The 24,652-nt window shown below is 73.3% G+C and carries 24 protein-coding genes and 2 riboswitches; of the genes, 17 read left to right on the top strand and 7 right to left on the bottom strand.

What is annotated here, in order from left to right; genetic code table 11:
- The first annotated feature begins 61 nt into the window (after positions 1–61).
- The 8 genes from ABIB53_RS15715 to ABIB53_RS15750 all read left to right on the top strand — a co-directional run bounded on the left by ABIB53_RS15715 (position 62) and on the right by ABIB53_RS15750 (position 9,512).
- Positions 62–1,318 (top strand): sigma-54-dependent transcriptional regulator family protein, encoded by a 1,257-nt coding sequence (locus ABIB53_RS15715; protein ID WP_354588861.1) that lies wholly within the window; start codon positions 62–64, stop codon positions 1,316–1,318.
- Positions 1,319–1,406: 88 nt separating this feature from the next.
- Positions 1,407–1,895, top strand: coding sequence for a MarR family winged helix-turn-helix transcriptional regulator (locus ABIB53_RS15720; protein WP_354588862.1), 489 nt, complete (start codon positions 1,407–1,409; stop codon positions 1,893–1,895).
- A gap of 133 nt (positions 1,896–2,028) precedes the next feature.
- Positions 2,029–3,519: an MDR family MFS transporter gene (locus ABIB53_RS15725; protein WP_354588863.1), complete on the top strand. Its 1,491-nt coding sequence runs from the start codon at positions 2,029–2,031 to the stop codon at positions 3,517–3,519.
- 72 nt (positions 3,520–3,591) lie between these two features.
- Entirely contained in the window at positions 3,592–5,241 is a 1,650-nt protein-coding gene (gene pgm / locus ABIB53_RS15730) for a phosphoglucomutase (alpha-D-glucose-1,6-bisphosphate-dependent) (RefSeq protein WP_354588864.1), read from the top strand.
- Entirely contained in the window at positions 5,238–6,053 is an 816-nt protein-coding gene (locus tag ABIB53_RS15735) for a hypothetical protein (RefSeq protein ID WP_354588865.1), read from the top strand. The genes pgm and ABIB53_RS15735 overlap by 4 nt, the downstream gene beginning before the upstream one ends.
- A 256-nt stretch (positions 6,054–6,309) precedes the next feature.
- Positions 6,310–7,329, top strand: a complete 1,020-nt coding sequence (gene adhP / locus ABIB53_RS15740) for an alcohol dehydrogenase AdhP (RefSeq protein WP_201465073.1) — start codon at positions 6,310–6,312, stop codon at positions 7,327–7,329.
- Between the two features lie 278 nt (positions 7,330–7,607).
- The gene (gene adh / locus ABIB53_RS15745) at positions 7,608–9,131 is read left to right on the top strand and encodes an aldehyde dehydrogenase (RefSeq protein WP_123092448.1); all 1,524 of its coding nucleotides are present in this window, start codon (positions 7,608–7,610) and stop codon (positions 9,129–9,131) included.
- A 3-nt stretch (positions 9,132–9,134) separates the two neighbouring features.
- A complete protein-coding gene (locus tag ABIB53_RS15750) occupies positions 9,135–9,512 on the top strand; it encodes a DUF779 domain-containing protein (protein ID WP_354588866.1) in 378 nt (125 codons plus the stop codon).
- Positions 9,513–9,572: 60 nt separating this feature from the next.
- Here the strand turns inward: ABIB53_RS15750 and ABIB53_RS15755 are convergent, their stop codons facing one another.
- From ABIB53_RS15755 to ABIB53_RS15765, 3 genes are read right to left on the bottom strand one after another with little or no spacing between them, the layout of a single operon-like run.
- Positions 9,573–10,634, bottom strand: a complete 1,062-nt coding sequence (locus ABIB53_RS15755; protein WP_354588867.1) for an ABC transporter substrate-binding protein — start codon at positions 10,632–10,634, stop codon at positions 9,573–9,575.
- Positions 10,631–11,434 carry an ABC transporter ATP-binding protein gene (locus ABIB53_RS15760; RefSeq protein ID WP_354588868.1) on the bottom strand — a complete coding sequence of 268 codons (804 nt, stop codon included), beginning with the start codon at positions 11,432–11,434 and terminating at the stop codon, positions 10,631–10,633. The genes ABIB53_RS15755 and ABIB53_RS15760 overlap by 4 nt, the downstream gene beginning before the upstream one ends.
- The gene (locus ABIB53_RS15765) at positions 11,431–12,489 is read right to left on the bottom strand and encodes a FecCD family ABC transporter permease (RefSeq protein ID WP_354588869.1); all 1,059 of its coding nucleotides are present in this window, start codon (positions 12,487–12,489) and stop codon (positions 11,431–11,433) included. Before ABIB53_RS15765 ends, ABIB53_RS15760 begins: the two co-directional genes overlap by 4 nt.
- Positions 12,490–12,532: 43 nt before the next feature.
- Positions 12,533–12,710: riboswitch (cobalamin riboswitch) on the bottom strand.
- Positions 12,711–12,767: 57 nt separating this feature from the next.
- On the opposite strand from ABIB53_RS15765, the gene ilvA reads away from it, so the two are divergent.
- The 4 genes from ilvA (at position 12,768) to ABIB53_RS15785 (ending at position 16,855) form a co-directional block, all read left to right on the top strand.
- Entirely contained in the window at positions 12,768–14,030 is a 1,263-nt protein-coding gene (gene ilvA, locus ABIB53_RS15770; RefSeq protein WP_354588870.1) for a threonine ammonia-lyase IlvA, read from the top strand.
- A 64-nt stretch (positions 14,031–14,094) separates the two neighbouring features.
- The gene (locus ABIB53_RS15775; protein WP_068271984.1) at positions 14,095–14,376 is read left to right on the top strand and encodes a metal-sensitive transcriptional regulator; all 282 of its coding nucleotides are present in this window, start codon (positions 14,095–14,097) and stop codon (positions 14,374–14,376) included.
- 44 nt (positions 14,377–14,420) lie between these two features.
- Positions 14,421–14,642, top strand: a complete 222-nt coding sequence (locus ABIB53_RS15780; protein ID WP_201465057.1) for a heavy-metal-associated domain-containing protein — start codon at positions 14,421–14,423, stop codon at positions 14,640–14,642.
- Entirely contained in the window at positions 14,639–16,855 is a 2,217-nt protein-coding gene (locus ABIB53_RS15785; protein WP_354588871.1) for a heavy metal translocating P-type ATPase, read from the top strand. Before ABIB53_RS15780 ends, ABIB53_RS15785 begins: the two co-directional genes overlap by 4 nt.
- A 96-nt stretch (positions 16,856–16,951) precedes the next feature.
- Here the strand turns inward: ABIB53_RS15785 and ABIB53_RS15790 are convergent, their stop codons facing one another.
- Both ABIB53_RS15790 and ABIB53_RS15795 read right to left on the bottom strand, forming a co-directional pair.
- Positions 16,952–17,587: a VOC family protein gene (locus ABIB53_RS15790; protein WP_068271975.1), complete on the bottom strand. Its 636-nt coding sequence runs from the start codon at positions 17,585–17,587 to the stop codon at positions 16,952–16,954.
- Between the two features lie 70 nt (positions 17,588–17,657).
- Entirely contained in the window at positions 17,658–18,458 is an 801-nt protein-coding gene (locus tag ABIB53_RS15795) for an RNA methyltransferase (protein ID WP_354588872.1), read from the bottom strand.
- 30 nt (positions 18,459–18,488) lie between these two features.
- On the opposite strand from ABIB53_RS15795, the gene ABIB53_RS15800 reads away from it, so the two are divergent.
- Complete coding sequence (locus ABIB53_RS15800) at positions 18,489–19,217, top strand: phosphatase PAP2 family protein (protein WP_201465051.1); 729 nt, start codon at positions 18,489–18,491, stop codon at positions 19,215–19,217.
- Here the strand turns inward: ABIB53_RS15800 and ABIB53_RS15805 are convergent.
- Together ABIB53_RS15805 and ABIB53_RS15810 are read right to left on the bottom strand one after the other, a co-directional pair.
- Entirely contained in the window at positions 19,199–20,065 is an 867-nt protein-coding gene (locus ABIB53_RS15805) for a DUF1206 domain-containing protein (protein ID WP_354588873.1), read from the bottom strand. The genes ABIB53_RS15800 and ABIB53_RS15805 overlap by 19 nt on opposite strands.
- Entirely contained in the window at positions 20,062–20,847 is a 786-nt protein-coding gene (locus ABIB53_RS15810; protein WP_502914660.1) for an HAD family hydrolase, read from the bottom strand. Before ABIB53_RS15810 ends, ABIB53_RS15805 begins: the two co-directional genes overlap by 4 nt.
- Before the next feature lie 102 nt (positions 20,848–20,949).
- Positions 20,950–21,080: riboswitch (FMN riboswitch) on the top strand.
- 87 nt (positions 21,081–21,167) lie between these two features.
- Between ABIB53_RS15810 and ribD the strand changes: the two genes are divergently transcribed.
- From ribD to ribH, 4 genes are read left to right on the top strand one after another with little or no spacing between them, the layout of a single operon-like run.
- Positions 21,168–22,223: a bifunctional diaminohydroxyphosphoribosylaminopyrimidine deaminase/5-amino-6-(5-phosphoribosylamino)uracil reductase RibD gene (gene ribD, locus ABIB53_RS15815; RefSeq protein WP_354588875.1), complete on the top strand. Its 1,056-nt coding sequence runs from the start codon at positions 21,168–21,170 to the stop codon at positions 22,221–22,223.
- Entirely contained in the window at positions 22,223–22,852 is a 630-nt protein-coding gene (locus ABIB53_RS15820) for a riboflavin synthase (protein WP_354588876.1), read from the top strand. Before ribD ends, ABIB53_RS15820 begins: the two co-directional genes overlap by 1 nt.
- Positions 22,849–24,102: a 3,4-dihydroxy-2-butanone-4-phosphate synthase gene (gene ribB / locus ABIB53_RS15825; RefSeq protein ID WP_354588877.1), complete on the top strand. Its 1,254-nt coding sequence runs from the start codon at positions 22,849–22,851 to the stop codon at positions 24,100–24,102. The genes ABIB53_RS15820 and ribB overlap by 4 nt, the downstream gene beginning before the upstream one ends.
- A complete protein-coding gene (gene ribH / locus ABIB53_RS15830; protein ID WP_229300301.1) occupies positions 24,099–24,566 on the top strand; it encodes a 6,7-dimethyl-8-ribityllumazine synthase in 468 nt (155 codons plus the stop codon). Before ribB ends, ribH begins: the two co-directional genes overlap by 4 nt.
- Positions 24,567–24,652 lie beyond the last annotated feature (86 nt).

Below are 24,652 nucleotides of genomic sequence, written 5' to 3' on the forward strand. Positions count from 1 at the left end.
CTCCCGCCGCCCCGGAGTTGGCGATAGGTTAGGTGCCCCGCGACGACGCGAAGGGGGAGCCATGACCCGATCCACCGGCGACGGCCTGCACGGGCAGCGCCGCGCGGTCGAGCGCGCGTGGGAGGGCTGGGTCGAGCGCACGGACGACGACCGCCCCGACGAGCCGGCCCCGGTGCGCCCGGAGATCCTCGACTCGTGGCGTCGCAGCGAGGCCACCTTGAGCAGCGCGCCGAGCAGCGCGCCGATGTCCGACGAGGCGGAGACCTCGGCCTACCTCACCCAGTCGACGCTCGGACGAGCCGTGTCCGACCTCGAGGCGGAGCTGCGGTCGGTCGCCGACGACGGCGACCTCGTCGTCGCGGTGACAGACCCGCAGACCCGCATCCTGTGGACCTACGGCGGGCGGGTCATGCGGCGCCGGGCCGAGTCGGTGAACTTCGTCGCCGGCGGCCGGTGGGACGAGGAGAGCATCGGCACCAACGCGCTCAACCTCGCGCTGCGCACCGACCGCACGACGACGGTCTTCTCCGCCGAGCACTACGCCCCGATCGTCCACTCGTGGGTGTGCTGGGCCGCCCCGGTCCACGACCCGGTGACCGGCGCGCAGCTCGGCGTGCTCGACCTGTCGACGACGTGGGACCGCGCGCACCCGCTCGGCGGCACGACGGCGCAGGCCCTCGCCCGGCTCGTCGAGAGCCGGCTGCGGCTCGGCACCGAGCCGGGTGCCTACCGGCAGGAGACGCCGCTCGACGGCCTGCACCTGCGTCTGCTCGGCCGGGTCGAGGGCTGGCTCGACGGCAGCCGCCTGCTCCTCACCCGGCGGCAGGGCGAGATCCTCGCGCTGCTCGTCCTGCACCCCGACGGCCTCTCGCTCGATCAGCTGCACGCCCAGCTCTACGGCGACCGGGCCGTCTCGCTCGGCACCCTCAAGGCGGAGGTCTCGCACCTGCGGTCGGCGCTGGGCGGTCGCCTCGCCTCGCGGCCCTACCGTCTCGACCTGCCCGTCACCTCCGACGTCGCGACGGTGCGCGAGGCCGTGCGCCGGGGTGACGTGCGCGCGGCCGTCGAGGCGTATGGCGGGGACCTCGTGCCGGGCACCGACTCCCCCGGCCTCACCGAGACGGCCGAGTACCTCGCGGTCGCGGTGCGCGAGAGCCTCATCGCCGACCCCGACCCGGCCGCCGTCGTGCGCTACGCCGAGGCCGCGCCCTATGACACCGAGGTCGTCGACCTCGCCCTCGACCGGGTCGACGCGACGCCCGGGGGGCACCCCCTTCGCGCCGAGCTGCTCGCGCTGCGCGCCGCACGCGGCGAGTGAATGCAGTCCTGCCCGCCTCCCGGGGTCTCTGCACGAGCGGATATCTGCACGCGACGTCTATCGACGCCTGCAGATGTATGCTCGCCCGGTGACGACCGAGATCACCCAGCGCCCCGTGGACGACGCCGCGGCGGCCCTGCGCTGGTCCGCCGGGGCCGACCCGCGCCGTGACCTCGTCGCCGACTGGCGCGCGATGAGGTCGGCGCACTGCCATGTCGACCACGCGCTGTCGACGGCAGTCGCGCAGGTCGGGCTCTCGCTCGTCGAGTTCACCGTCCTCGACATCCTCGAGGAGCAGGTCGACGCCCACCTGCGGATGCAGGACGTCGCCTGCGTCGCCGCGCTCACCACCGGGGCGGCGACGCGTCTCGTCGGGCGGCTCGAGTCGCGCGGTCTGCTGCGACGGGTCATCTGCGCGTCCGACCGCCGGGGCATCTACACCGAGCTCACCGACGACGGGCGGGACCTGCTCGCCGCCGCCCGCCCGGTGCACGACGCAGCGCTGCGCACGTGCCTGGAGGACCCGGCCACGGTGGCCGCGGTCTCCTCGGCGGCCGCGGCGATCAGCCGGCGCTAGGCCGGCCCCGCACCACCCCCGCACGACACCCCTTCGCCGATCGCCCCCGACCGGCGCGCACACCGCCGCGGCGCTCAGAGCCGAGCCCGCCCGGCCCCACCCCTGGCCCCGCCAGACCTCACGAGGAGCACCAGTGACCGACTCCGTGGCGATCTCGCCGCACGACCCCGCGGCGCCCCCTCGGCTCGACGCCGACGACACCGCACGCAACCGCCTCGTCATCGGCATCCTCGTGGTGTCGACCTTCGTCGTCGTGCTCAACGAGACGGTCATGAGCGTCGCCCTGCCGACCCTCATGGTCGACCTCGGCATCACCGCGGCCACGGCCCAGTGGCTCACCACGGGCTTCCTGCTGACGATGGCGGTCGTCATCCCGGTGACCGGCTACCTCATGCAGCGCTTCCACACCCGGCCGATCTACCTGCTCGCGATGTCGCTCTTCACCGCCGGCACGCTGCTCGCGGCCCTCGCCCCGGGCTTCGGGGTGCTGCTGCTCGCCCGTGTGGTGCAGGCCAGCGGGACCGCGATCATGATCCCGCTGCTCATGACGACCGCGATGAGCCTCGTGCCGGCGCACTCCCGCGGCCGCACGATGGGCACGATCTCCGTCGTCATCGCCGTCGCGCCCGCCATCGGCCCGACGATCTCCGGGCTCGTGCTCAGCGTGCTCAGCTGGCGCTTCATGTTCGTCGTCGTCCTGCCCGTCGCGGTGGTGGCGCTGGTCGTCGGGGCGAAGAAGATGGTCGACGTCACCACCCCGCGCGAGGTCGACCTCGACGTCCCGTCCGTGGTCCTGTCCGTGCTCGGCTTCGGCGGGCTCGTCTACGGGCTGTCGGCCCTCGGCGAGGGCGCGTCGGAGGGTCAGGCCGTCGACCCCGCGCTCCCGGCCGGCGTCGGCGTCGTCGCGCTCGTCCTCTTCGTCCTGCGCCAGGTGCGCCTGGCGCGCACGGGCAGCCCCCTGCTCGACCTGCGCACCTTCGCGACGAAGAACTTCACCTTCTCGATCGTGCTCATCGCGCTGGCCAGCCTCGTCCTCTTCGGCAGCCTCGTCCTGCTGCCCATCTACACGCAGAACGTCCTCGGTCTCGGCACCCTGGAGACCGGGCTGCTGCTCCTGCCGGGCGGTCTCGCGATGGGTCTGCTCTCCCCCGTCGTCGGGCGCCTGTACGACGCCCTCGGCCCGCGACCTCTGCTGCCCGTCGGCGCGACACTCATCAGCGTGGCCCTCTGGCTGATGTCGCTGCTGCTGCACGAGGACACGAGCATCGCGATGATCGTCGTCGTGCACGTGCTGCTCAACATCGGGCTGTCCTTCACCTTCACCCCGCTCTTCAGCGCGAGCCTCGGCTCGCTCGAGCCGGCGCTGTACTCGCACGGCAGCGCGGTGCTCAACACGGTGCAGCAGGTCATGGGTGCGGTGGGCACGGCGCTCTTCATCACCGTCATGGCGGCGGCGGAGCACACCGCCGCGGCGGGCGGTGCCGACGAGCGGGCCACGACGGCCGCCGGCGTGCACCTCGCCTTCCTCGTCGGCGCGAGCATCAGCCTCGTCGGGGTCGCGGCGAGCCTGCTCGTGCGCCGGCCCGAGACCGACGAGAGCGCGCCCCTGCCGATGGCTCACTGAGCGGCGTCGGCCCCGGTCGCCTGAGCTCGGGTCGAGGGCCCGCGGCGGGGTGAGCTTCGGTAGCGTCGGGCCATGACCTCCGATCGGGCCGGTCAGCCGGCGCAGCTCTCCGACCTCGTCGACGTGCCGCAGCTGGTGTCGTCGTACTACGTGCTCACCCCTGACCCCGAGGACGTCGACCAGCAGGTCGCCTTCGGCACCTCCGGGCACCGCGGCAGCTCGCTGAAGACCTCCTTCAACGAGCAGCACATCCTCGCGACGACGCAGGCGATCGTCGACTACCGCCGTGAGCAGGGGGTCGACGGACCGCTCTTCCTCGGCGCCGACACGCACGCGCTGTCCGGGCCGGCCTGGACGACGGCGATCGAGGTCCTCGTCGCCGCCGGGGTCACCGTGCTCGTCGACAGCCAGGACGGGGTCGTACCCACCCCGGCCGTCTCGCACGCGATCCTCCGGGCGAACCGTGGCAAGGACCTCGGCGCGAAGGGGGCGGGTCTCGCCGACGGGATCGTCGTCACCCCGTCGCACAACCCGCCGGGAGACGGCGGCTTCAAGTACAACCCTCCGCACGGCGGGCCGGCCGACTCGGACGCGACGAAGGTCATCGCGGCCGCGGCCAACGACTACCTCCGGCGGGGTCTCGACGGGGTGGGGCGCACCCCCTTCGCCCGGGCGATCACGCAGGTGGGTCGTTACGACTTCCTCGGCACGTACGTCGACGACCTGCCGTCGGTGCTCGACATCGACGCGATCCGTGACGCGGGGGTGCGCATCGGCGCCGACCCGCTCGGTGGCGCTGCTGTGCACTACTGGGAGGCGATCGCCGAGCGGCACCGCCTCGACCTCACCGTCGTCAACCCGGTCGTCGACCCGACGTGGCGCTTCATGACGCTCGACTGGGACGGCAAGATCCGGATGGACTGCTCCTCGCCGTCGGCGATGGCCTCGCTCGTCGCGCGCAAGGACGAGTACGACATCGCGACGGGCAACGACGCCGACTCCGACCGGCACGGCATCGTCACGCCCGACGGCGGGCTGATGAACCCCAACCACTACCTCGCGGTGGCGATCCAGTACCTCTACGGCGGGGCCCGACCGGGCTGGCGCAGCGAGCGGATCGGCAAGACGCTCGTGTCGAGCTCGATGATCGACCGCGTCGCCGCCGACCTCGGCAAGGAGCTGTGGGAGGTGCCCGTCGGCTTCAAGTGGTTCGTCCCCGGGCTGCTCGACGGGTCCGTCGGCTTCGGCGGCGAGGAGTCGGCCGGTGCGTCCTTCCTGCGCACCGACGGCACGGTGTGGACGACCGACAAGGACGGCATCATCCTCGCCCTCCTCGCCTCGGAGATCCAGGCGAAGACGGGGCGCTCGCCGTCGGAGCACTACGCCGACCTCGTCGCGGCGCACGGCGACCCGGCGTACGCCCGCATCGACGCACCCGCCGACCGCGAGCAGAAGGCGCGGCTGTCCTCGCTCAGCCCGGACGCCGTGACCGCTGACTCCGTCGCCGGCGAGCCGATCACCGCCAAGCTCACCGAGGCCCCGGGCAACGGAGCCGCCGTCGGCGGGCTCAAGGTGACGACGGAGTCGGCGTGGTTCGCCGCCCGCCCGAGCGGCACCGAGGACGTCTACAAGATCTACGCCGAGTCCTTCCGCGGGCCTGAGCACCTCGCGCAGGTGCAGGCGGACGCGAAGGCGCTCGTGGACGACGTGCTCGGGGGGTGAGGCGGCCCTCCCAGGCACCGCCGGTCACGACGGTCTACCTCGTCTTCGCCCGTTCCGGGCCCGGCGACGGCGAGGACGTCGTGGAGCCTCTCGTCGCTGTCGTCACCGACGAGAGCGAGGCAGCAGGCCTCGAGCGCTCCGTCGTCGCCCGGCACCCCACGTCCTCGATGTCGTGGGAGACGCACGACACCGACGGGCCCGTGCCCACCGAGGGCGTCGTGCACGTCGTGCTCCTGGGTGCTCCAGAGCTGGGGATGCCCGACGCACCGGACGAGCTGGCGGGCCCGATCGGGATCGCCGTGCGATCGACCCGCGGGGCGGCCGAGCGCGTCGTGCGCGACCGGGGCACGTCCTCGGGCGACCTCAGCGTCGTCTCGCTGCAGATCGGCTACCGCCGAGCCGGGTGGCCCTTCGCGCCCTGGCCGGGCAGACCTGATCGGGACCTCCCCGACGGTGTCGTGCGTCTCGTGCTGGACGGAGCCGGGGGCGGGCGTGCGGCAGGACATGTCGTCGCCGTCGTCGGGTCCGACCGGGAGGCCGAGGACGCGACAGCCGGCGTCGGCACGGCGCGGGTCGAGCACCACCCGCTCCGGCCCGCGTCCTCGGACGACACCACCGATGACGGCCGGGTGCACCTCGTGCTGCAGGTCTCGGCCGGCGAGGTGCACGGCATGGCTGCGCACGCGTCGCGCGACCGGGCGCGCCTGGAGGCAACGACGCGGCAGGGCGCGATCGCTCCTGACGTGAGCACGAGGTTCGAGGTGGTCTCGCTGGCGGTGGGGCATCGTCGGGGGCGGCCTGTCCGATCTTGACGACGTGGTCTCGAGGCTCGCGCCCTGGCGGGCGTTCGCACCTCGACCAGCGACACGGGATGGTCGAGGTGCGACGCAGGTGCCTCGAGACCACCTCGACCAGCGAAGCCTCGAGACCACCCTCGACCGGTGACGCACCGCCCAACCACTGACCTACCCGCTGCTCCCTAGCGTCTGCGCCACGACAGGGGCGCGACGGTGCGTCCGGCCACCGGCCGCAGCCGTCAGTCCCCTCACCCAGATGAGGAGACGCAGCATGAGCACGATGCAGGCAGCAGTGGTCCGTGAGTTCGGCGAGAAGCTCGATGTGTCGCAGATCGACGTCCCCCGGCCCGGGCCGGGCCAGGCGCTCGTCCGGCTCGTCGCGAGCGGGGTGTGCCACACCGACCTCCACGCGGCCGAGGGCGACTGGCCGGTCAAGCCGCAGCCCCCCTTCGTCCCGGGCCACGAGGGTGTGGGTGAGGTCGTCGAGCTCGGCGACGGGGTGACCACGCTCGCCGTCGGTGACATGGTCGGCAACGCCTGGCTGTGGTCGGCGTGCGGCACGTGCGAGCACTGCCGCACCGGCTGGGAGACGCTGTGCGAGGAGCAGACCAACGGCGGCTACTCCGTCGACGGCAGCTTCGGGCAGTACATGCTCGTCGACGAGCGCTTCGCCGCGCGGATCCCCGCCGGTGTCGACCCGCTCGAGGTCGCGCCGATCCTGTGCGCCGGCGTCACCGTCTACAAGGGCCTCAAGGTCACCGACACCCGTCCCGGCCAGTGGGTCGTCATCTCCGGCATCGGCGGGCTCGGTCACGTCGCCGTGCAGTACGCCGTGGCGATGGGCCTGCGCGTCGCCGCCGTCGACGTCTCCCAGGCGAAGCTCGACCTCGCCACCCGCCTGGGCGCCGAGGTCGTCGTCGACGCCAGCACCACCGACCCGGTCGAGGCGATCCAGGAGGCCACCGGTGGCGCCCACGGCGTGCTCGTCACCGCCGTGCACCCCTCCGCCTTCGGGCAGGCCATCGGCATGACGCGCCGCGGCGGCACGATCGTCTTCAACGGGCTCCCGCCGGGTGACTTCCCCGCCCCGATCTTCGACATCGTCCTCAAGGCGCTCACCGTGCGCGGCTCCATCGTCGGCACCCGCCAGGACATGGTCGAGGCGATCGACTTCTACGCGCGGGGGCTCGTCAAGCCCACCTGGCAGGCGCGCGAGCTCGACGAGATCAACACGGTCTTCGAGGAGATGCGCGCCGGCGCGATCGACGGGCGCGTGGTCATCCGCTACTGACCTGTGCAGCGCCCACGACGCCCCCTTCGTCACCTGGCGAAGGGGGCGTCCGCGCGGCCTCGGCCTGTGGGCCGAGTTGCCTCGGGCGGTCCGAGAGACCCAGGACGGACCGGGTTATGTCTGCGTCAGCAGCGAGTTGCCCGGTCAGCGTCGGGTTTACCGGTCATCGCCGGGCGAAGGGGGACCAAGCCGACCAACCTTCGACCAACCCGGGGCGACCTACGGTCCGGGCAACGGCAGCGCGACGAGGCACTGCCGACGAGTTGCCGGAGGCACGCATGACCGTCTACGCACAGCCCGGGAGCGCCGACAGCGCGATCGAGGTCAAGGAGAAGTACGACCACTACATCTGCGGCACGTGGGTCGCACCCAAGGGTGGTCAGTACTTCGAGAACCCGACGCCGGTCACCGGCCAGGTCTTCACGTCCATCGCCCGCGGCACCGCGGAGGACATCGACGCCGCCCTCGACGCCGCGCACTCCGCCGCGGGCGCCTGGGGCCGCACGAGCACCACCGAGCGCTCGAACATCCTGCTGAAGATCGCCCAGCGCATGGAGGACAACCTCGAGGACCTCGCGGTCATCGAGACGTGGGACAACGGCAAGGCGGTCCGCGAGACCCTCGCCGCCGACCTCCCGCTCGCCGTCGACCACTTCCGCTACTTCGCCGGCGCGATCCGCGCCCAGGAGGGCGGCATCTCGGAGATCGACGAGACGACGATGGCCTACCACTTCCACGAGCCGCTCGGCGTCGTCGGGCAGATCATCCCGTGGAACTTCCCCATCCTCATGGCGGTGTGGAAGCTCGCGCCGGCCCTCGCCGCGGGCAACTGCGTCGTCCTCAAGCCGGCCGAGCAGACGCCCTGGTCGATCCTCAAGCTCGCCGAGCTCATCGGCGACCTGCTGCCCGAGGGCGTGCTCAACATCGTCAACGGCTTCGGCGTCGAGGCCGGCAAGCCGCTGGCCTCCAGCCCCCGCATCGCCAAGATCGCCTTCACCGGCGAGACGACGACCGGCCGCCTGATCATGCAGTACGCGAGCCAGAACATCATCCCGGTGACCCTCGAGCTCGGCGGCAAGAGCCCCAACGTCTTCTTCGAGGACGTCGCGAGCAGCAAGGACGCCTTCTACGACAAGGCGCTCGAGGGCTTCGCGATGTTCGCCCTCAACCAGGGCGAGGTCTGCACCTGCCCGTCGCGCGCGCTCGTCCAGGGCTCGATCTACGACCAGTTCGTCGGCGACGCCCTCGAGCGGGTCAAGGCGGTCAAGCAGGGCAACCCGCTCGACACCGACACGATGATGGGCGCCCAGGCGAGCAACGACCAGTTCGAGAAGATCATGAGCTATCTCGACATCGGCAAGCAGGAGGGCGCGAAGGTCCTCACCGGTGGCGACAAGCTCGAGCTCGAGGGCGATCTCGCGGGCGGCTACTACATCCAGCCGACCGTCTTCGAGGGCAAGAACTCGATGCGCGTCTTCCAGGAGGAGATCTTCGGCCCCGTCGTCTCGCTCACCTCCTTCGCCGACCAGGCCGAGGCGCTGCAGATCGCCAACGACACCCTCTACGGCCTCGGCGCCGGGGTGTGGTCGCGCAGCGCGCACACGACCTTCGAGATGGGCCGGGCGATCAAGGCCGGCCGCGTGTGGACGAACTGCTACCACCAGTACCCGGCGCACGCCGCCTTCGGTGGCTACAAGCAGTCCGGCATCGGGCGCGAGAACCACAAGATGATGCTCGACCACTACCAGCAGACGAAGAACCTCCTCGTCAGCTACAGCCCCGACAAGCTCGGCTTCTTCTAAGCCATGCCCTCGGACAAGGTCGACATCACGCCCGCCGCGGTCGAGCTCATCGAGCGCCTCGAGCGCACCCACGGGCCGCTGATGTTCCACCAGTCCGGCGGCTGCTGCGACGGGTCATCGCCGATGTGCTACCCCGCGGGTGACTTCATCACCAGCGAGGCCGACATCCTCCTCGGCACGCTCGAGGTGGGGTCGGCGACACCGGTCGAGTTCTGGATGAGCGTGAGCCAGTACGAGTACTGGAAGCACACCCATCTCACCGTAGACGTCGTGCCGGGACGGGGGTCCGGCTTCTCCGTCGAGGCCCCCGAGGGGGTGCGCTTCCTCATCCGCTCCCGGCTGATGTCGCAAGAAGAGCTCGTCGAGCACGGCCTGCTGTAAGAACCTCCCCCCAGGCGGCCGACGCCCCGTGGACCACGTGGTCACGGGGCGTCGGACGCGTCACGGCTCGAGGTCGTGCTCGGGCGTGATCCCGCTCGCCGGCACGAGGTCGTGCTCCTCGAGCTCGGCGCGCAGCGCCTCCGCCGCGTCGATGTTGAGCGGGCTGCTCGTCCACGCCGGGATCGGCAGGTTGAGGAAGCGCTCCTCGCGCACCGCGGGGAGGTCCTTCGTCGCCGGGTTGGTCCGCAGCACCTCGACCTTCTGCTCGAAGGTCTGCCCGTCGTAGTCGACGAAGGCGATGAAGTCCGGCGACGAGCGCACGAGCCGCTCCCACGACACCGTCGTCCACGTGTCGTCGACGTCGGCCGTGGCGTTCTTCGCCCCCGCTGCCTCGATGATCGCCTGCGGCCCGCCGAAGGCTCCTGAGGTGAAGATCTCCTTCGTGCCCGAGTCGAAGAGGAAGACCGTGGGGCGCTCGGCCGCCTGGGGCGCCGCCTCCAGCGCCTCCCGGCGGCGCGTGATGTCGGCGTCGACCTCGGCCGCCTCGTCGACGTGCCCGGTGATCGCCCCGACCGCCTCGATGTCGGCCGACAGGGCCTCCCACGGCGGCATCGTGCCGCGCGCGCCGTCCTCCTGCCGGCAGCTCTCCGACAGCACGTACGGCGCGATCCCCCGGCCGCTCAGCAGCTCGGGCGTGAGCCGGCGCTCCTCGGTGTAGCCGTAGCTCCACCCGGCGAGCATGACGTCGGGCCGCTGGGCGAGGACGTTCTCCATCGTCGGCTGGTCGCGGGTGGCGACGGGGATGCTGTCGACGACGTCGGACCCGTAGACCCGCGAGAGGGCCTGCGCCGTGTCCGTCGTGCCGCTCGCCCCGGCGACCTGGTCCTGTGCCCCGACGGCGAGCACCATCGCGAGCAGGTTGCCGTCGCCGGCGACGTACATCCGCTGCGCGGGCGAGGGGAAGCGCACGTCCTCACCGCACGTCGACACCGTCACCTCGCCGGCGTCGTCCGCGCTGCTGCGGGCCGTCGACGTCGCGGATCCGCACCCGACGAGGAGAGAGCCGAGCAGGACGGCAGCGGATAGGGCCTGGGCGGCTCGGGCGGGGCGAAGGGGGGTCACAGGACTGCCTCTCGAGGAGCGGGCACCGGCGGGGCGCCGGCACCGAGGACGAGGTGGACCCGGCCGGTGACCGGGTCGGTGAGATGACGGGCGCCGACGTCGAAGACGTCGCGCACGAGCTCGGGGGTGAGGACGTCGCGGGGACGACCGAGGGCGTGGACGGCGCCGTCGTGGAGCACGGCGACGGCGTCGAAGTGGGCGGCCGCGAGCGAGAGGTCGTGGACCGCGGCGACGACCGTGCACCCGAGGCGACGCACCGTCTGGAGCAGCTGGTCCTGGTGGTGCACGTCGAGGTGGTTCGTCGGTTCGTCGAGGACGAGCAGGTCGCACCCCTGGGCGATGCCACGGGCGAGCATCACCCGGCGGCGCTCGCCCCCGGAGAGGTGCTGGCAGGGGCGGTCGACCTTCGCGGCCATGCCGACATGACGCAGCGCCTCGAGCACGAGCTCGCGCTCGGAGCGCTCGTCGACGGCCCACGGCGGTCGGTGCGGGGTGCGCCCCATCGCGACCATCTCGCCGACGAGGAGGTCCTCGGGCGGCCCGTCCTCCTGTGCGACGTAGGCCACCCGGGTGGCCCGCCGCCGCGACGACAGGCGCGCGAGGTCGACCCCGTCGACGCGCACCCTGCCGGCGGCCGGGGGTCGCAGGCCGACGAGCGACCTGATGAGGGTGGACTTGCCGCTGCCGTTGCGGCCGACGAGGGCGAGCATCGACCCGGGCGGGACGTCGAGGTCGACACCGGAGACGATCGTGCGCCCGCCGATCTCGACGGCGAGCCCGGTCGTGGACAGGTGGGTCATCCGGCGCCCCCCGAGTACGAGTAGTGCCGTCTGCCGAGCAGGACGAGGAAGATCGGCGCCCCGACGAGCCCGGTGACGACGCTCAGCGGGATCTCCTGCGGGCGCACGACGGTCCGCGCCGCGACGTCGACCCACAGCAGGAAGAGCGCGCCGCCGACGGCCGCGACGGGCAGCACGTAGCGGTGCCGTGCGCCGACGAGGATGCGGGCGATGTGCGGGACGACGAGCCCGACGAAGCCGATGCCGCCGGAGACCGCGACGAGCACCCCCACGAGGACCGAGACGAGGACGAAGAGCGCGAGCCGCAGCTCGCGGACCGGGACGCCGAGACCGCCCGCGACGTCGGGGCCGGCCGCCAGCGCGTCGAGCCAGCGGTGCAGCGCGAGGAGGACGACGCCGGACACGACGACGACGAGCACGGGCGGGAGCACCTGCTGCCACACCGACCCGGAGAGGCTGCCGAGCAGCCAGAAGAGCACCGACTGCGTCGCCCGCGGGTCGGCGCTGAGGAAGACGAGCAGGCTCGAGACGGAGGAGAAGGCCGCCGACATGACGACACCGGTGAGCACGAGGCGAAGGGGGGTGATCCCGCCCTGGGCCAGCGAGATGCCGAGGACGAGGGCGGTCGCGACGAGAGCCCCGCCGAGGGCGCCGAGGGAGAGCGCCCACACCCCGAGCCCGGCGAGCGCGCCGAGGAGGATGACGAGGGTGGCGCCGACGCCGGCCCCGGCCGAGACCCCGAGGAGGTAGGGGTCGGCGAGCGGGTTGCGCACGAGGGTCTGCATGCACGCGCCGGCGACGGCCAGGCCGGCGCCGACGACCATCGCCATGACGGCACGCGGTGCGCGCAGCTCCCACACGATGGTGTCGAGGGCGGGGTCCGGGCCCGCAGCGCCGCCGACCCGGGCGCGCAGGACGTCGACGACCCCGCGCAGCGGCAGCGGCTCGGAGCCCAGGCCGAGCGAGACGACGCCGCTGACGACGGTGAGGACGAGCAGGACGAGCAGCAGCGGCACGACGGGCAGCCGCCGGCCGCCGGGGCGGTCGTGGGACACGGGGGTCTCCAGGTGCGTCGGGGGCCCGGATCGCGAGGCCCTGTCGGGGTCCAGCGAGTCAGCAGGTCTTCGGACTCGGGGTCGTCCCGACGGGGTCCCTTCCCAGGCCTCGTGGCCCAGTGGATCTCACCCCGTCAGTCACCCATACCGCTGCGCGACAGCTCCGGACTCTCACCGGATTCCCTCTGCACTGGTGTGCGTCTGACTCGGTGCCGACACTACGCGACGCAGCGCGGACCTCGCAGCACGGCGCCGGCGACGAGGTCTAGCCTGCGAGCGTGAGCTCTCCGATCCGCGCGGAGGACGTCGAGGCGGCCGCGGGCCTGCTGCACGACCTCCTCGACCCCACCCCCCTCCAGCCCTCCGCCCGACACAGCGCCGCCACCGGCGCGCACGTGCTCCTCAAGCGCGAGGACCTCCAGCCGGTGCGCAGCTACAAGCTCCGCGGCGCCTACACCCTCATCGCGCGCCTCTCCCCCGAGCAGCGGACGAAGGGGGTCGTCGCAGCCTCCGCGGGCAACCACGCCCAGGGCGTCGCGTACGCCTGCGCCCGCCTCGGCGTGCAGGCCCGGATCTACCTGCCGCGCACCACCCCCCGCCAGAAGCGCGACCGCGTCGCCGCCCTCGGTGGCGAGCACGTCGAGGTCGTCGTCGGCGGCGACGTCTACGACGACGCGGCGGCCTCCGCCCTTCGTCATGCCCGCGAGAGCGGGGCGACGGTCGTGCCCGCCTTCGACCACGTCGACACGATGGCCGGTCAGGGCACGGTCGCCCTCGAGGTCGTCGAGCAGCTCGGCAGGGCCCCCGACGTCGTCCTCGTCCCCGTCGGCGGGGGCGGGCTGCTCGGCGGGATGGCGACGTGGTTCGCCGCGCACCACCCCGCGACGAGGGTCGTCGGCATCGAGCCCTCCGGGGCGGCGTCGATGTCGGCCGCCCTCGAGGCGGGCCGACCGGTCGCGATCGGTGACGTCGACCCCTTCGTCGACGGCGCCGCGGTGCGCGAGGTCGGCGCGCTCACCTACGCAGCCGTGTCGGCCACGGACGCGCCCGTGCACTCGATCGCCGAGGGCGCGGTCGCCGTCGAGATGCTCGCGCTCTACCAGACCGAGGGCATCGTCACCGAGCCCGCGGGGTCGCTGGCCACCGCGGCCCTCGCCGCGATCGACCTCGACGAGCTCGGGGTCACGCCGGGCAGCACCGTCGTCGCCGTCGTCTCCGGGGGCAACAACGACGTCTCCCGCTACGCCGAGGTCGTCGAGAAGGCGCTCGTGCACCAGGGGCGCAAGCACTACTTCCTCGTCGACTTCCCTCAGGAGCCCGGGGCGCTGCGCCGCTTCCTCGACGAGGTCCTCGGGCCCGACGACGACATCGCGCTCTTCGAGTACGTCAAGCGCAGCAACCGCGAGACCGGGCCGGCCCTCGTCGGCGTCGAGCTCGGCGCCCCGGAGGACCTCGACCCCCTCCTGCGCCGGATGGAGGCCTCGCCGGTGCGCATCGAGCGCATCCGCCCCTCGAGCCCGCTCTTCCGCTTCATCCAGTAGCCGCCCGGGGCTTGTCCCTTCATACCCCTTGGGGGTATCTTCGAGGGGACGAAGGGAGACCGCCGTGGCCGGATACGCCGCCGACAAGGACGCCTACCTCAAGCGTCTCAAGCGGATCGAGGGGCAGGTGCGCGGCATCGCCCGCATGGTCGACGACGACGAGTACTGCATCGACATCCTCACCCAGGTGAGCGCCGCGACGAAGGCGTTGCAGGCCGTGAGCCTCGGCCTGCTCGAGGACCACGTCGGGCACTGCGTCGTCGACGCCGCCCGCGAGAGCGACGAGGCCGCCCAGGAGAAGGTGCGCGAGGCCAGCGCGGCGATCGCGCGCCTCGTGCGCTCCTGACGCCCCTCCCCCAGACCACCCACCATCGACGAAGGAGCACCACCATGAGCGAGCAGACCACCATCTACGTCGACGGCATGACCTGCGAGAACTGCGTCCGGCACGTGTCCGAGGAGCTCGGCGAGATCTCCGGGGTCTCGGCCGTGGCCGTCGAGCTCGTCGCCGGCGGCAGCTCGCCGGTCACCCTCACGAGCGAGGGGCCCGTGAGCCCGCAGGACATCGCCGCCGCGGTCGACGAGGCCGGGTACACGGTCGCCCCGCGATGAGCACCACCCACCCCACCGACGCCGACCCCTCGACGGCGGACGCAGCAGACGTCCACGAGGTCGACCTGGCCATCACCGGCATGACGTGCGCGTCGTGCGTCGCCCGCGTCGAGAAGCGCCTGGGCCGTCTCGACGGCGTGAGCGCGAGCGTCAACCTCGCGACCGAGCGCGCGCACGTCACCTACCCGGGGCACGTCACCCACGACGAGATCGTCGGGGCCGTCGAGGCCAGCGGCTACGGCGCGACCGTCCTCGACCCCGGCACCCGGCTCACGCCGCCCGAGCACACCCACGTGCGCGAGGACGACCTGCGTCGCCGCCTGCTCGTCGCCGGGCCGCTCGCGCTCGTCGTCGTCCTGCTCGCCATGGGCCCGTGGACCTTCGCCGCCAACCCGTGGCTGCAGCTCGTCCTCACCGCCCCCGTCGTCGTGTGGTGCGCCTGGCCCTTCCACCGCGCGGCGGTCGCCGCTGCCCGGCACCGCACCTCGACGATGGACACGCTCGTCAGCCTCGGCGTCACCGCCGCCTTCGTGTGGTCGAGCGTCGCGCTCGTCGTCGGCCCCGGCCACCACCCCCGCGAGGAGGGGCACTACTACTTCGAGACGGCAGCGGTCGTCACCGCCTTCCTCCTCCTCGGCCGGTGGCTCGAGTCGCGGGCCAAGGCGCAGGGCCGCTCCGCGCTCACCGCCCTCATGGACCTCGGGGCCAAGGAGGTCGCCGTCCAGCGCATCTCGGCGACCACCCGAGCGACGACCGAGGTCGTCATCCCCGTGGACGACCTGCGCGTCGGCGACCACTTCGTCGTGCGACCCGGTGAGAAGGTCGCGACCGACGGCATCGTCGTCGACGGCGTCTCGGCCATCGACACCTCCGTCGTCACCGGCGAGTCCGTGCCCGTCGACGTCGAAGCGGGCAGCACGGTCGACGCGGGGACGATCAACACCTCGGGCCGGCTCGTCGTCGAGGCGACGGCGGTCGGCGCGCACACGACGCTCGCCGCGATCACCCGGCTCGTCGAGCAGGCCCAGACCGGCAAGGCCGACGTTCAGCGTCTCGCCGACCGCGTCTCCGCGGTCTTCGTGCCCGTGGTGCTCGCTCTGGCGGCGCTCACCTTCGTCGGCTGGTGGATCGGGTCCGGCAGCGCGACGACGGCGATCGGCGTCGCCATCACCGTGCTCATCATCGCCTGCCCCTGCGCGCTCGGCCTCGCCACGCCGACCGCCCTGCTCGTCGGCACCTCGCGCGGTGCGCAGAAGGGCATCCTCATCAAGGGCCCCCAGGTCCTCGAGGACACCCGCAGCATCGACACCGTCGTCATGGACAAGACGGGCACGATCACGACCGGCCGGACCCGGCTCACCGGTCTGGCCGCCGAGCCCGGGCTGCACCCCTTCGCCGCTCTCGTCGCCGCGGCCGCCGTCGAGCGCGGGAGCGAGCACCCGGTCGCCCGGGCGGTCGTCGCGCGCGCCGAGGAGAAGGGGCTGAAGATCCCCGACGCCCGCGACTTCGTCGCCTTGCCCGGCTCAGGCGCCCGCGCCGTCGTCGGGGGCACCGAGGTGACCGTCGGCCTGCCCGAGCTCTTCGACGAGGTGCCCGCCGAGCTCGCGACCCTGGACCGGCCGGGGACCACCGTCTTCGTCGGGTGGGACGGCCGCGCCCGCGGCGCGCTCACCGTGGCCGACGACGTCCGCGAGACCTCCGCCCAGGCGGTGCGCGACCTGCGGGCCGCCGGGCTCGAGGCCTGGCTGCTCAGCGGCGACACCGAGATCAACGCGCGGGCGGTCGCGGCGAAGGTCGGCATCGAGCCCGAGCACGTCGTCGCCGGCGTCAAGCCGCACGAGAAGCACGCCCGCATCGCCGAGCTGCAGGAGTCCGGGCGGGTCGTCGCGATGGTCGGCGACGGCGTCAACGACGCCGCCGCCCTGGTGCAGGCAGATCTCGGCATGGCGATGGGGGCGGGCACGGACGTCGCCATGGAGTCCGCCGACATCGTCCTCGTGCGTGACGACCTCGCCTCCGTGCCCGAGGCGATGGCGCTGTCGGCACGCACGCTGCAGGTCATCAAGCAGAACCTCGTGTGGGCCTTCGGCTACAACACGCTCGCGATCCCGCTCGCCATGGCGGGCCTGCTCAACCCCATGATCGCGGGCGCGGCGATGGCCTTCAGCTCGGTGTGCGTCGTCCTCAGCAGCCTGCGGCTGCGCCGGGCGTAGCGCTCGCCCCGGGCATGACGAAGGGGGAGGGACCGGGTGACCCGGTCCCTCCCCCTTCGTCGTGCGACCTGGCAGCAGGTCGTCGCGGGTGATGCCTCAGATGGTGACGGTGCCCTTGGGGGTGCTCAGGGTGACCGAGAGCAGACCCGGCTGACCGTGGGGGGCGACGAACTCGAAGGTGATGACCGACGAGGTCTCGGTGGCGGGCAGGCCCAGCCAGTCGTGGACCCGCTCGGGGTCGCCCGCGACCATGAGCGACTCGATGACGACGTCGCTGTGGTTGTCGGCGCTCGGGTGGTCCGAGCCCTCGTCCCACTTGATGAAGAAGGGCAGCTGCGGGTCCGACATCAGGCCCTTGACGCCGATCTGGCGCCAGCTGAACTCACGCCCGTCGGGCATGCGGCGCGACCCGGGGACCGACTCGCGCTCGAGGCGCTGCTCGACGACGCCGAGGTCGTCGACCGCGACGACCCAGCCCATCCAGCCGCCGCCCTGCTCGGAGCGGGCGCGCACGGCCTGGCCGAAGGGGGCCTTGTCGGCGCTCGGGTGGTCGAGGACCTCGACGACCTCGATGTAGCGCTCGTGAGCCAGCGGCAGGATCATGTTGCGCGTGCCGAAGCGAGGATGGATGCCGCCGTCGAGCGGTTCCACCCCGATGGCCTCCGCGAGGCGCTTGGCGGTGGCCTGCAGCCCTGCAGGCTCTGCGGCGAAAGAGACGTGGTCGACGCGCATAGGGGCATCGTGGCACGGGGTGCGTCTCACGACGTAATCGACCCCCGACGAGCGGTCGCGTACCGACCGGTCACCGCGTACGCTGCCGCACCGCCTCGTAGAGGACGACCGCGGCGGAGGTCGAGACGTTGAGCGAGTTCGCCCGGCCGACCATGGGGATGCGCACGCGATGGGTCGAGGCGGCGAGCGCCTCGTCGGTGAGCCCGTACTTCTCCGAGCCGACGGCGACCGCGACGCCCCCGGTGTAGTCGACGTCGGTGTGCACGACGTCGGTGTCCGGCGTCGTCGCGACGACGGCCACGCCGTGCCCGGTCAGACGGGCCCAGGCCTGCGCGCGGGTCGTCGAGACGACCGGCACCGAGAAGACCGTGCCCTTGCTCCCGCGGATGACGTTGGGGTTGCCCCAGTCGGTGACGCAGTCGGCGGCGACGACGAGGTCGACACCCGCGGCGTCGGCCGTGCGCAGCATCGCGCCGAGGTTGCCCGGCTTCTCCACCCCTTCGACGAGCAGGACGAAGGGGTGGTCCCCCAGCTCGACGTCGTCCCACGACAGCCCGGGGGCGGGCACCTTCGCGAGGACGCCGTCCGGCCCCTCGCGGTAGGAGACCTTGTCGAAGGCGGTCCGCGAGAGCTCGACGACCTCCGCGCCGGCGGCGCGGGCCGCCTCGACGGCCCCCGGTCCGGCCTCGTGCATGAGCTCGGGGCAGTGGTAGACGGCGAAGGGGGTCACCCCCGCCTCGAGCGCGAGGAGGAGCTCCTCGGTGCCCTCGAGCAGGGTCGTGCCGCTCTCGTCGCGAGCCCGCCGACGGCGCAGCGCGACGAGCTCCTTGAGGCGCGGGTTGGACGGGGAGGTGATGTGCAGATCAGCCATGGCCCACCCAGGATGCCGCACACTGGGCCGATGCCCGGCCAGCTGGAGGACACGTCGACGTCGCAGCACCTCGAGCCCAGGAGGCCCGAGCCCGGGCGGCTGCTCCTCGCGCTGCTCGTCATGGCGGCGGCGATGCTCGTCACCGCCTTCGTCGGGCGTCAGGTCGTCCTCGCGTCGAGCTCGGTCCGCCGCAGCGACGCCTCGGTCATCGACGCGACGACCGGGTACGCACTGGAGCGGCCCGGGCTCGTCGACGCCCTGCTGCTGTGGGCCCATCTCACCGAGCCGTGGGTGCTCTTCCTCGTCCTCGCGCTGCTCGCGGGGGTGCTGCACTGGCGCGGTCTCGTTCGGCGCCGCGCCCTGTGGGTCGTGCCCGTGGGGCTCGTCGGCTGGGGGCTGTCGATCACGTGCAAGTACATCGTCGGGCGCCCGCGCCCGGTGCCGCCGGAGGCGATCACCGTCGCCGACGGCTACAGCTACCCCTCCGGCCACGCGACGGGCAGCACGATCGCGATGATCCTGCTCGTCGTCCTGCTGTGGCCCCTCGCGCGCCGCACGTGGACGCGTACGGTGCTCGTCGTGGCCGCGGCGACCCTCGTCGTGCTCACCTGCCTCGACCGCGTCTACCTCGGGGTCCACTACCCGACCGACGTCCTCGCCGGCGTGCTCGTGGGGAGCGCGATGACCGCGGCCGCGCTGACGATCGGTCTGCGGCCCCGACCGGGGCCGACCGCCCCGCCTCAGTCCAACCGGGCGTAGCGCGCGCGGGCGATGCAGTAGATGCCGAAGGCGATGATGCCCAGCGCCATCGCGGTGAGCAGGTAGGGGCCGTACTCGGCGCCCTTAACCGCCTTGAGCGCCCCGTCGAGGCCCTGCGCCTCGTCGGCGTCGTGCTGCCAGGCGGCGACGACGAAGAAGATGCCGACGAGGGCGAGGACGGCCCCCTTCGCCGGGTAGCCGATGGTGCCGGCGGTCACCGCCCACACCCCCGGGTGACGGGTGAGGTCCTTCATGAAGCGCTGACGCACGCCCTTCTGCACGTAGTACGCACCGACCGCGACGACGACGAGGCCGACGACCGCGACGAGCCACTGACCGGCGGGCTGGCGCATGAGCGTCTGGGTGAGGGTCTGCGTCTGGTCCTCGCTCGAGCCGGACTCGCCCGACCCGGTGGCGAAGCGGAAGGCCGACCACGCGATGGCGAGGTAGACGACCCCCTTCGCACCCGACTTGGCGCGCTCGGACGCGCCGCCGTCGCCGGGCGAGGGCGCGACGACCTCGGCGAGGTACCACAGGCCGAGCGCCGTGCCGCCGACGACGAAGACCCACAGGAGCACGGCCCCGAGGGGCTGGCCGGCGAGCGCGGCGAGAGCCCCGGACTGGTCGGCCTGCTCGCCGCCCGCCGCGCCCCACGCGAGCTGGAGCGCGATGCCGGCGATGACGAGGTGGAGGACGCCGTTGACGGCGTGACCGACCCGGGCGAGCGCGATGACGACGGGGTGCGAGCTCGCGTCGTCGACCGCGTCGACCGCGTCGTCGACGGCCTCGTCGGCGGCGTCGGCCGCGCGGCTGGAGGCGCGGCGGGGACGGTGCTCGGACGTGCTCACAGCAGGCTCCTCAGGACGGGGACGAGCCCGTCGTCGTCGACGACTCCGGTGACCTCGTCGGCCACATCCTGCACCTCGGCGGGGGCGTTGCCCATCGCGACGCCCCGGGCGGCCCAGCGCAGCATCTCGACGTCGTTGCGCTGGTCGCCGACGGCGACGGTCAGACCCGGCTCGACGTGGAGGCGACGGCGCACGATCTCCAGCGCCGACCCCTTCGAGACGCCCTCGGGGTTGATGTCGAGCCAGGCCGAGAAGCCGACCGAGTAGGCGACGCCGTGCAGACCGGCGCGGTCGACCGCCTCGGCGAACTCCTCGCTCGTCGCCTCCGGCATCCGCAGGGTCACACGGGTCGTCGGGTGCGCGAGGAGCTCCTCCCACGGCACGACCGTCTGCTCGCCGACGAGCTCGTCGGGCGGGTAGGGGGCGCTGAGGCGAAAGCCGACGCCGAGGTCCTCGACCGCGACGAGCGCGTCGGGCAGCACGGGACGCAGGCGGGTGAGGACCGGGGCGGGGTCGAAGGTGACGACGTCGTCCTCGTCGAGCGTCCAGCCCTGCGGGGCACGGGGGTCCAGACGGACCGTCACCGCGCCGTTGGAGCAGACCGCCCACCCCTTCGTCAGGCCGAGCGCGTCGAGGATCGGGGTCGTCGCGACGATGCCGCGACCGGTGGCGACGACGACGTGGTGACCGGCAGCGAGGACCGCCCGCACCGCCTCGCGGACGGCGGGGCGCAGGACCCCCTCGTGCGTGATCGTCGTGCCGTCGAGGTCGAGGCAGATCATGTGCGCGTCCACGCCCGCAACCTATCCGCCGTGACGCCGCTCACCGCCCTCGGGCGTTGACACGTCTCGACCGGCCCGCCCGGCGGGGGCTACCGTGGAGGGGTACGTGCTCCGGGGTCGGTGCAATTCCGAGCCGGCGGTGACAGTCCGCGACCCGCTCGCAGCCAGCGAGCGGTTGACGAGGTGAGATTCCTCGACCGACGGTGAAAGTCCGGATGGGAGGCAGCACGTGGTGGCGGGTGCGCTGTGCGCACCCGTGGCCTGCGCACCCTCGCGCGACCCCCCGGAGCCTGGAGACGGCGACGGCAGGAGGACCCAGGGTGACCGGGCCTGATGATGACGAGCGGTGGGTGCGGCGCGCCCTCGAGCTGGCGGAGCGCGGCCCCGCCGTCGACCCCAACCCCCGGGTCGGCGCGGTCCTCGTGGCCGACCGGCCCGACGGCCCGCAGGTGGTCGGCGAGGGCTGGCACCACGGCGCGGGCACCGCGCATGCCGAGGTCGTCGCGCTCGAGGCCGCCGGCGAGCGAGCACGGGGCGCGACCGCCTACGTGAGCCTCGAGCCGTGCGCGCACACCGGCCGGACCGGCCCGTGCACCGAGGCGCTGTTGGCGGCCGGGGTCGGGCGGGTCGTCCACGCGAGCAGCGACCCGGGGGCCCGGTCCGGCGGCGGGGCGCAGGTGCTGCGCGACGCCGGGGTCGAGGTCCGCGGCGGCGTGCTCGCCGACGAGGCCGACGCGCTCGTGCGCGACTGGCGCTTCGCGATCGTGCACGGCCGCCCCCGCGTCACGTGGAAGTACGCGTCGACCCTCGACGGTCGCGTGGCCGCCGCCGACGGCACGAGCCGGTGGATCACCGGGCGGGAGGCCCGGGTCGACGTGGGTCGGGCCCGGGCCCAGCACGGCGCCGTCCTCGTCGGCGTCGGCACCGTGCTCGCCGACGACCCCCAGCTCACCGCGCGCGACGCCGACGGCGAGCTCCTCCCCCGGCAGCCGCTGCGGGTCGTGCTCGGGCACCGTCTCGTCCCCCGCGGCGCGCGGGTGCTCGACGGTGACGCGCCGACCCTGCACCTGCCGACCCATGACGTGCGGGCGGCGCTGGCCGAGCTGCACGCCCGAGGCGTGCGCTCGGTGTGGCTCGAGGGCGGGCCGACCGTCGCCGCGGCCTTCTGGCGCGCGGGCTGCGTGGACGACGTCATCGCCTACCTCGCCCCCGCGCTGCTCGGCGCCGGCCCGTCCGCGCTCGGCGATCTCGGCGTCACGACCATCACCCAGGCACGTCGTCTGCGCACCGAGGGCGTGCGCCTCGTCGGCGACGACGTGCGCATCGACCTGAGCGTCGGCACCGCCGGCTCCGACCAGCACCACGAGGAGGACTGATGTTCACCGGCATCATCGAGGAGGTCGGGACCGTGCTCGCCGTCGAGCACGAGCAGCCCGGTGACGGGGGCGAGGCCGACGTCGGCAGCGCCCGGATGACGATCGAGGGCCCGGGCGTGCTCGTCGACGCCCGTCCCGGGTGCTCCATCGCCGTCGGCGGGGTGTGCCTCACCGTCGTCGAGCACGACGGCGAGCGCTTCACCGCCGACGTCATGGGCGAGACCCTGCGCTGGACCACCCTCGGCGGGCTCGCCCCGGGCGACCCGGTCAACCTCGAGCGCGCGCTGCGCGCCGACGGCCGGCTCGACGGGCACGTCGTCCAGGGCCACGTCGACGGCGTCGGCGAGGTCGTCGCGCGCACCGTGCACGAGCGCTGGGAGGTGCTCGAGGTGAGCGTGCCCGAGGAGCTGCGCCCCCACCTCGTGCGCAAGGGCTCGGTCGCCGTCGACGGCACCTCGCTCACCGTGAGCGGGCTGACCGACGCGGGCTTCGAGGTCTCGCTCATACCGACGACGCTCGCGGAGACGACGCTGGGCCGGCGGGCGGTCGGCGACCGGGTCAACCTCGAGACCGACGTGCTCGCGAAGTACGTGGCCGGGCTGCTCGGCGACCGTCAGGCCGCGTCATGAGCGGCTTCGCGACGATCCCCGACGCCCTCGAGGCCCTGCGCGCCGGGCGCCCGGTGCTCGTGCTCGACGACGCCGACCGCGAGGACGAGGGCGACGTCGTCCTCGCCGCGCAGACGGCCACCGCCGAGTGGCTCGCGTGGACGATCCGGTACACGTCGGGCTACATCTGCGCGCCGATGACCGAGGAGCGCGCCGACCGGCTCGAGCTGCCGCTCATGGTGACGCGCAACGAGGACTCGCTGCGCACCGCGTACACGATCACCGTCGACGCCGCGGCCCAGGTGACGACCGGCATCAGCGCCGCCGACCGCACCCGCACCCTCCACGTGCTCGCCGACCCCACGGCCACCCCCGGCGACCTCGTGCGCCCGGGGCACGTCGTCCCCCTTCGCGCCCGTGACGGAGGCGTCCTCGTGCGCCGTGGCCACACCGAGGCGACGGTCGACCTGTGCCGGCTCGCCGGTCTCGAGCCGGTCGGCGCCATCGGCGAGCTCACGGCCGACGACGGGACGATGCTGCGCACCCCCGAGGTGCTCGCGCTCGGCGCGGAGCACGACCTGCTGGTCGTCACCATCGCCGACCTCGTCGCGTGGCGCCACCTGCACGACCGCGTCGAGCGGGTGACGACGACGACCCTGCCCACCCGGCACGGCCGGCTCGTCGCCCACGGCTACCGCGACCTCGTCACCGGCGCCGAGCACGTCGCGCTCACGCGGCCGGGCGGCTCCCGGGTCCGGGTGCACTCCGAGTGCCTCACCGGCGATGCCTTCGGCTCGCGACGCTGCGACTGCGGGCCCCAGCTCGACGCCGCGCTCGCCGAGGTCGCCGAGCACGGCGGTGCTGTCGTCTACCTGCGCGGGCACGAGGGCCGCGGCGTCGGGCTGCTCGACAAGCTGCGCGCCTACGCCGAGCAGGACGCCGGCGCCGACACGGTCGAGGCGCAGATCGCGCTCGGCCTGCCCGTCGACGCCCGTGAGTACGGCGCCGCCGTCGCCGTGCTGCACGACCTCGGGCTCACCGACGTCGAGCTCATGACGAACAACCCGGCGAAGGTCGAGGCGCTCGAGCGCGGCGAGATCACCGTGCGCCGGGTGCCGATCCACGTCGGCGAGGGCCCGGACAACGCCGGGTACCTCGCGACGAAGCGGGACCGGCTCGGGCACACCGCCCCACCCGACGGGGCCGGCCCGGTCGCCGCGACCCCCCGCACCAACCCCACCGCCGGCACGACGAGCAGGAGGCCCGCATGAGCGGCCACGGAGCACCGAGCAGCACCACCTGCGACGCGAGCGGCCTGCGTGCCGTCGTCGTCGCCGCGAGCTGGCACGAGGAGGTCATGGACGGGCTGATCGACGGGGCCCGTCGCGGTGCCGCCGACTGCGGCCTGCCCGAGATCGAGGTCGTCCGGGTGCCGGGGACCTTCGAGCTGCCGGTCGCCGCGGCGCGGCTGGCGCAGGACCACGACGCGCTCGTGGCGCTCGGGGTCGTCGTGCGCGGTGGCACGCCCCACTTCGAGTACGTGTGCCAGGCCGCGACCGTCGGGCTCACCGAGGTGAGCGTGCGCACCGGCGTGCCCGTCGGCTTCGGCGTGCTCACGTGCGACACCGACGAGCAGGCGCTCGACCGCGCGGGCCTGCCGGGGTCGAGCGAGGACAAGGGCTACGAGGCGGTGACCGCCGCGCTCGCGACGGCCGTCACGCTCGCCGCGCGCTGACCCCCCTTCGTGCCCCCACCCCGCTACCCCTCCGGCTACGGCGCAGTACTGGTCGCGATCACGACCACTACTGCGCCGTAGCTCGA

The sequence above is a fragment of the Janibacter sp. UYMM211 genome (genome assembly GCF_040547045.1).
Classification (GTDB): domain Bacteria; phylum Actinomycetota; class Actinomycetes; order Actinomycetales; family Dermatophilaceae; genus Marihabitans; species Marihabitans melonis.